Source organism: Streptococcus suis (assembly GCF_019794555.1).
In the GTDB taxonomy this organism is placed as follows: Bacteria; Bacillota; Bacilli; order Lactobacillales; family Streptococcaceae; genus Streptococcus; species Streptococcus suis_AB.
In genome coordinates this window covers 1-7,526 of record NZ_JAIMEP010000050.1, presented here as the reverse complement: position 1 = coordinate 7,526, position 7,526 = coordinate 1, and the positions used below count along the sequence as shown (strand labels likewise).

The following is a 7,526-nucleotide window of genomic DNA, read 5'->3' as shown; positions in this document are numbered from 1 at the left end:
ACTTTTTTCACTAAACTTTAGTCCAAAAGAAAACAATTTCCTTATTTTGACTATTGAACTCAAAATATTTTTCGTCAAATACCTTGATGGACTTGACAAATGGTAGAAAAAGAGTTCGTTAACAATTTTTCGTTTCGAGTTGTTGAGCTGAAACAGTCTATCCCCAGACTGTTTCACTCCCACCACCGCACAGCTCCAACAGTCAGAGTAGTGACTGTTGGAGGTTGGAAATGGAGCGAACTTTGTTCGCAACAGTCGTAATGGTCAGATTTGGAGTGTAAAACACGAACAAATCTGCCAATCAACCACTGCGCTGAGATGTTGACACGAACTCTGAAGAGTAGTGCTAGGCTTTTTGCCTAGCCCCAGTCTACTATGGAAATCAATCTGGTCTATCAATCCTGAACGAAAAATATTTCAACATTTTCTTATTTCAATATCTCTTTAACAATATTGAAAAAATTTGTCAAAAAAATGTTTATAAACTATAATAGTTAGAGCAAGTGATAGGAGGGCAGAAAGTGATTGAAAAACGTTTTGGCATCAACAACGAATTGAGCTGGATTATTATCCATTCTGGGAGAGAAATCATTGATAAAAAGTTAGTAGATGAATATGACTTAGATAATGAATTAATTTCTTACGCTCTTGATAAAAATGAGCGGGCCCATTTAGAATACAATGTAAAACTCGATCGATTGTTATTGATTTTTAATCTATTAGATATAACAAAAGAGGATAATTATTATGAAACAACACCGATGGCGTTTATCGTGCAACAAAATCAGTTTATTACGATTTTCAATGCGAGAAATGCTTATTTGCTGGAAAAACTAGAAAACTATTTGGCTAATAATACAGTTTTGACCTGTCAACAGTTCCTATTCGCCACTTTAACGATTGCTTCCAAAGAATATTTCCCTGTTTTGGATCAATTGGATCGTGATAAAGACACGCTGAATGCTAAGTTAAGAAAGAGGACGACCAAGCAACTGCTATTAGAACTGTCTGACTTGGAAACTGGGTTAGTCTATTTACTAACCGCAGGAAATCAAAATGTGCTCGTGTTGGAACAATTGCGGAACCACCCACATATTCAAAAACTCGGTAGCATTGAATTGGAAGAACTGGACGATGCATTAATTGAAGCCCGGCAGCTAGCAGCCATGACGCAGCTGGATTCTCAGATTCTTCAACAATTGTCAGGCGCTTACAATAATATCTTGAACAATAACTTGAATGACAACCTGACTATTTTAACGATAATATCCATTTTACTCGCAGTTCTTGCTGTTATCACTGGATTCTTTGGGATGAATGTTCAGTTGCCATGGCAAAACGAGCCACAAGCGTGGATTTGGATTGTCATTCTAGCACTTGTATTATGGCTGATTATTGCTCAAGTATTGAAACTCGTCATGCGTCGACAAGGGTGAAAAAAGATTATATAGAGAAATTTGAGGGGAAACTCTCAATTTTTTTTTTGCACAAAATGGTAATTGATAGGCACCAACTGTCATTCATTTTTTTCTGAACAAGGAGTAAATTAATGTCATCAAGTTGATAAAGACTTGAAAGAATCATCCAGAAAGAGGTGCTAGAAGCTTTTTTGCCATGGGACAAAAACATTAAGAAAGCTTGTAAATAGAAAAGGTTCCAGAGTCGACAGGACTTTGGAGCCTTTTTCAATATACTTTGTTATTGGCACTTTCGGTACTGCTCTTTATGATTACAACTCTATTAAACTGGATAATGTCAAGAAAAAATTAGCTTAACTAGATAAGTATGCACATCAAAAATGGAATTCACCGATAATTCTAATTTGAAAAGCAAAAAACAAAAAAGCGTCCGGCACGGAATTTTCAGTTAAGAAAGTCCTGTACCGGTCGCTATTTTCATTTTAAGTAATCTTGATCGTAATAACTTAACCAACAAATTCGTTGATTTCTTTTTCAATATTAGCGATTTTTTCTTCTGCTTCAGCCAGTGTTTCACCGACAGTCGCGATGTAGAATTTGATTTTTGGTTCTGTTCCAGAAGGACGTACTGCAAACCATGAATCATCAGCCAAGGTATATTTCAATACATCAGATGGAGGAGTAGTGAGTTTTTCAACATTTCCATCTTTGTCAGTCTTGGTTTGAAGGGCAAAGTCTTCAAAGACTGCGACATCTGTTGCGTTAAATTGTTCTGGTGAGTTATCACGGAATTTAGCCATGATAGCCTTGATTTGTTCTGCACCATCTTTACCAGAAAGAGTAACTGAAATAGTTTTCTCAGCAAAGTAGCCATATTCTTTGAAGATTTCATCAATACCATCAGCTAAGGTCATGCCACGAGAACGATAGTAGGCAGCAATCTCAGCAACGATTAAAACGGCTTGGATAGCGTCTTTATCACGTACAAATGGCTTGATAAGGTAACCAAAGCTTTCTTCAAAACCAAACATGTAAGTGTAGTTGTGTTTTTCTTCAAATTCTTGAATTTTTTCAGCAATGAATTTGAAACCTGTCAAGACGTTGAACATGGTTGCGCCGTAGCTTTCAGCAATCTTAGTAACCAACTCTGTTGATACGATTGATTTAGCAAGGGCAGCATTTGCAGGAAGTGTGCCTGCTTGTTTGTGAGCTTCTAAAATATATTTGGCGATGATAGCACCGATTTGGTTACCAGAAAGGTTCCAGTAAGAACCATCTGCTTGGCGTACTTCAACACCAACACGGTCCGCGTCAGGGTCTGTTGCAAGAAGAACGTCAGCATCTACTTCGCGACCCAATTCTTCTGCCAATGCAAAAGCAGCTTGGCTTTCTGGGTTTGGAGAAGCAACAGTTGAGAAATCAGGATCTGGAGTTGCTTGAGCTTCTACGACTTGCACAGATTCAAAACCAGCTTGTGCAAGAGCACGACGAGCCAACATTTCCCCAGTACCATGAAGAGGTGTGTAGACAATCTTCATATCTTTACCATATTCAGCAATCAATTCAGGATTGATACTCAAATCTTTTAATTCTTCAAGGTATTTTACGTCTGTTTCTTCACCAAGAACGGTGATGAAGCCATTTTCTTTACTTGCTTCAAGATCAGCCAATTCAACTGTAAATGGATTATCAATGGCACGGATATAGTCGGTCAAAGCAGCTGCGTCTGCTGGTGGCATTTGTCCACCGTCTTCACCATATACTTTGTAACCATTGAATTCTTTCGGGTTGTGGCTAGCTGTCACCATGATACCAGCAATAGCATTATAATGACGAACTGCAAATGAGAGTTCAGGAGTTGGACGAAGGCTTTCAAAGACGTATGATTTGATACCATGTGCTGCCAAAACTTGAGCAGATTCAAAGGCAAATTCTGGAGAGAAGTGACGTGAATCATAAGCAATAGCAACACCACGTTGTTTAGCTTCTTCACCTTTGGATTCTACCAACTTGGCCAAACCTTCAGTAGCTTGACGAACAACAAATACATTAATGCGGTTAGTACCAGCACCGATATAACCACGCATACCAGCAGTACCAAATTCAAGGTTTGTGTAAAATGCATCTTCCTTTGTCTTTTCATCCATTGCGACCAATTCTTCGCGCAAATAATCAGGTAGATCAGCAAAGTCGAGCCAAGTTTGATAGGATTCTTGATAAGTCATTGTAGTGTCTCCTTAAAATTTTTCTATTAAACGCTTTCATTATACCATTTTTGAAAGAAAAAATCACGCTTTCACGCAATTTTCTGATATTTATTTTTGAATTTTCTGTAAAGTTGGAACAAGCGCTGCAGTTAATACAGAAGAAATGATCATTTCTGCAATTGAATTGGTACCTAAAACGGTTGCTAACATTGCTTGAATATTTCCATCAAAGACAGAGGAGAAGAGGAAGAAAATACCTCCAAGTACAAAAATAGTATTAGTCATTGAACCAATTGCACCAGCAATGAACAAACCTTTGCGATTTTTTATCCATTTGTATACGAAATAAGGTGTAATTCCGATTAATATACGAGGGACAACTGCAATGATGATTGAATAAACATTACCATTTTCAACAAATGGGGAGAAAAGATAGCTAGTTGGTAGTCTGATGATAGTATTATGGGTAATACTCATCAAGCCCATGAGAGCCCCTAAACAAGCCCCAACCCGTGGGCCGTATATAATAGAAGCAATAATGACTGGGATATGTACGATGGTGGGTTTTATTGGAACAGGCAATATATTAAAAATAATTGAACTCAATATATTGATGACAATCATGACAGCAAAGAAGATTGCAATTGTAGCAATTTGAGTTGATCTATTTTTTTTCATAAAGAGTGTTACTCACTTTCTCTAAAATATCAGTTACCTCAGCCAAGGCCCCAGTTCCAAAATCTCCACAAGCGAGTAGAGCTTCCCGTGGTTTGATTTCTTCAAATCCATACTCTACTAGGGTATTCAAATTTTTCTGTGTTGCAGGATTGATGTACATATTTGTATTCATAGCAGGGGCAATCAATTTTGGGGTTCCAATTGGCAAAGCCAATGCTGTGGCCGTAACAATATTGTCAGCCATACCGTGGGCCAATTTTGCAATGGTATTGGCTGAAGCTGGCGCAACTAGGAATAAATCCGTTTCTTTTGCAATATCAATGTGTTTAATGAGACTTGGATCTTCTTCCACCATGACATCAGTATGGACAAGATTTTTGGAAAGGGATTGAAGTGTAAGTGGAGTAATGAAGTCCATAGCAGAGCGACTCATAATCACGGTCACCTTATGGCCAAGTTTTGTTAATTGACTGGTCAAATCAGCAGCCTTATAGGCTGAAATAGAGCCTGTCACGGCAAGAGTTATATTAGCCATTCTGTTCACCTTTTTCTAGGGTATCTAAAATCAGCTGGGCAATGTCTTCCTTTGTGTTTGCCTGCAATTCCGCAGTCGGACTCACTAAAAATCCAATATGCTGATTTTCGCTGATGTCGTTCAAATCGTTTGCAAGGATAAAATCAGCACCATTCCGAGTAATACTCTGACGTGCCACCGCAAATAATTCTTCCTTTGGAACACCAACTAAAAGCTTAAATCCTATCAGCGTGATAGTCGGATTCCATTCCTTAACATAGGATATAACCTTGGGTGTTTTTTTCAGAAAAAGAACTTGATACTCATCATTGGAGGAAATCTTGCTTTCTGTATTTTGTTTATCCAGCAAGCTAGAAATGTCATCCGTATTTTTAAGTTCATCTAATCCAGTCATGTAAACAGGTGTATAGTCAGAAACAGCCATACTATGGATGAGAGCCTGGTGTGTAATGACCAAAGGTTCTAAAGTAGCTTTCAAACTCTCTACATTGGTAATCTGGACAATGGTTAACCGCTCATGAGGCGCTGGCTTTACAGCCTGTTTCGTCGTAACTAGAGTAACCTCGTGCCCTGCATCCAAGGCTTTTTCAGCAATTAATTTTCCTAAATGACCAGAGGCGTGGTTTGTTATGGCGCGGACTCGATCGATGGCTTCACTAGTCCCACCAGAAGTAATCAATAATTTCATGTTCATATTTTACTAAAATTTCTATTTTTCGTAAAGTTTTAGAGACCGTTTTCAATTAGGTAATTGTAAGATATCTCATTTATATTGAAAGTATGACTAGTAAAATACGTACGTTTTCATTCAATGATATTGAAATAATACATGATTTATGAAATCTATGCTATACTATATCTATATAAAAGGAATATAGGAGATGTTATGAAGTCAGATATCGAAATTGCACAAAGTGTAACCTTGAAACCAATCACAGAAATCGTTGAAAAAGTTGGTATCAGCTTTGATGATATTGAACTTTACGGAAAATACAAGGCAAAATTGTCTTTCGATAAAATCAATGCAGTCAAGGAAAATGCGCCTGGTAAGTTGATTTTAGTAACAGCTATCAACCCAACGCCAGCTGGTGAAGGTAAGTCGACCATTACCATCGGTTTGGCTGATGCTCTTTCTAAAATTGGAAAGAAAACCATGATTGCATTACGCGAGCCTTCATTGGGTCCAGTGATGGGGATTAAGGGTGGCGCTGCAGGTGGAGGTTTTGCGCAAGTCTTGCCGATGGAAGACATCAACTTGCATTTTACTGGCGATATGCATGCCATTACGACAGCAAACAATGCTCTTTCAGCCTTGATTGATAACCATCTCCATCAGGGAAATACATTAGGTATTGACCAACGTCGTATCATCTGGAAACGCGTTGTTGATTTAAATGACCGTGCTCTTCGTAAGGTAACTGTTGGCTTGGGCGGTCCGCTCAACGGTATCCCTCGTGAAGATGGATTTGATATTACCGTAGCTTCTGAAATCATGGCAATTTTGTGTTTGGCGACAGACATTAATGACTTGAAAGAACGGTTGGCAAATATTGTTATCGGATATCGTTTCGATCGCAGTCCTGTCTACGTGCGTGATTTGGCGGTGGAAGGTGCTTTGACCCTCATTTTGAAAGATGCTATCAAGCCAAACCTTGTCCAAACCATCTATGGCACGCCAGCTTTTGTTCATGGTGGACCATTTGCGAATATTGCTCATGGCTGTAACTCAGTTCTTGCAACTACAACAGCTCTGCGATTGGCAGACTATACTGTGACTGAGGCAGGCTTCGGTGCAGACCTTGGCGCAGAAAAATTCCTAGATATCAAAGTTCCAAATCTTCCAAAAGCACCTGATGCTGTGGTAATTGTAGCGACACTTCGTGCCCTTAAAATGCATGGTGGTGTAGCTAAGTCAGATCTTTCTGCTGAAAACGTAGAGGCTGTGAAATCTGGTTTTGCGAATTTGAAACGCCACGTTGAAAATATTAAGAAATTTGGTATTCCAGCAATAGTTGCCATCAATGAATTCGTATCAGATACTGCTGATGAGATTGCAACCTTGAAAGAACTGTGTGCTGAAATCGGTGTACCAGTTGAATTGGCAAGTGTTTGGGCAAATGGTGCTGATGGTGGTGTGGAGTTGGCTGAGACAGTTGTTGCAACAATTGAAAATCAGGTTGCAAACTACCAACGCCTTTACAAATCAGAAGATAGTCTAGAAGAGAAAGTGACTAAGATTGTCACAGAAATCTATGGTGGTACAGGTGTTGTCTTTGAGAAGAAAGCACGAAATCAATTGGCTGAATTTGCCAAGAATGGATGGGATCAATTGCCAGTCTGCATGGCCAAGACTCAATACAGTTTCTCAGATAATCAATTTGCACTGGGTGCTCCAACTGGATTTGCGATCACCGTTCGTGAATTTGTTCCAAAATTGGGAGCTGGCTTCATTGTTGCCTTAACTGGTGACGTTATGACCATGCCAGGCTTACCAAAGGTACCTGCCGCACTTAATATGGATGTAGCAGAAGACGGCACTGCAATTGGATTGTTCTAAGATGAAACAAAAAGAGGCTGGGCAAAAACTAGCCAGTAAATAAAAAACACAGATAGATTCAAGCTGATTTTGATGAAATTCAGCCGAACTGTCTGTGTTTTTCTTTTATCTCTATTATCTTGGACTATTTT

At 38.9% G+C, this 7,526-nt stretch carries 6 protein-coding genes; 2 read left to right on the top strand and 4 right to left on the bottom strand.

Annotated elements, in window-relative coordinates; all coding sequences use genetic code 11:
* The first annotated feature begins 521 nt into the window (after positions 1-521).
* Positions 522-1,436 carry a magnesium transporter CorA family protein gene (locus K6V48_RS11335; RefSeq protein WP_222369790.1) on the top strand — a complete coding sequence of 305 codons (915 nt, stop codon included), beginning with the start codon at positions 522-524 and terminating at the stop codon, positions 1,434-1,436.
* 488 nt (positions 1,437-1,924) lie between these two features.
* On the opposite strand, the gene K6V48_RS11330 is transcribed toward K6V48_RS11335, so the two are convergent.
* The 4 genes from K6V48_RS11330 to K6V48_RS11315 all read right to left on the bottom strand — a co-directional run bounded on the left by K6V48_RS11330 (position 1,925) and on the right by K6V48_RS11315 (position 5,526).
* Positions 1,925-3,643 (bottom strand): phospho-sugar mutase, encoded by a 1,719-nt coding sequence (locus tag K6V48_RS11330; protein ID WP_222369788.1) that lies wholly within the window; start codon positions 3,641-3,643, stop codon positions 1,925-1,927.
* A gap of 90 nt (positions 3,644-3,733) precedes the next feature.
* Entirely contained in the window at positions 3,734-4,303 is a 570-nt protein-coding gene (locus K6V48_RS11325) for an ECF transporter S component (protein ID WP_024403783.1), read from the bottom strand.
* Positions 4,290-4,838, bottom strand: a complete 549-nt coding sequence (gene coaC / locus K6V48_RS11320; RefSeq protein WP_222369786.1) for a phosphopantothenoylcysteine decarboxylase — start codon at positions 4,836-4,838, stop codon at positions 4,290-4,292. The genes K6V48_RS11325 and coaC overlap by 14 nt, the downstream gene beginning before the upstream one ends.
* Positions 4,831-5,526: a phosphopantothenate--cysteine ligase gene (locus tag K6V48_RS11315; RefSeq protein WP_222369784.1), complete on the bottom strand. Its 696-nt coding sequence runs from the start codon at positions 5,524-5,526 to the stop codon at positions 4,831-4,833. Before K6V48_RS11315 ends, coaC begins: the two co-directional genes overlap by 8 nt.
* A 198-nt stretch (positions 5,527-5,724) precedes the next feature.
* On the opposite strand from K6V48_RS11315, the gene K6V48_RS11310 reads away from it, so the two are divergent.
* Positions 5,725-7,395, top strand: coding sequence for a formate--tetrahydrofolate ligase (locus tag K6V48_RS11310; RefSeq protein WP_222369783.1), 1,671 nt, complete (start codon positions 5,725-5,727; stop codon positions 7,393-7,395).
* The last annotated feature ends 131 nt before the right edge of the window (positions 7,396-7,526 follow it).

Excerpts from the sequence above, each read along its gene's own strand:
- K6V48_RS11330 (WP_222369788.1), bottom strand. The coding sequence starts at position 3,643 with ATGACTTATCAAGAATCCTATCAAACTTGGCTCGACTTTGCTGATCTA.
- K6V48_RS11325 (WP_024403783.1), bottom strand. The coding sequence starts at position 4,303 with ATGAAAAAAAATAGATCAACTCAAATTGCTACAATTGCAATCTTCTTT.
- coaC (WP_222369786.1), bottom strand. The coding sequence starts at position 4,838 with ATGGCTAATATAACTCTTGCCGTGACAGGCTCTATTTCAGCCTATAAG.
- K6V48_RS11315 (WP_222369784.1), bottom strand. The coding sequence starts at position 5,526 with ATGAAATTATTGATTACTTCTGGTGGGACTAGTGAAGCCATCGATCGA.
- K6V48_RS11310 (WP_222369783.1), top strand. The coding sequence starts at position 5,725 with ATGAAGTCAGATATCGAAATTGCACAAAGTGTAACCTTGAAACCAATC.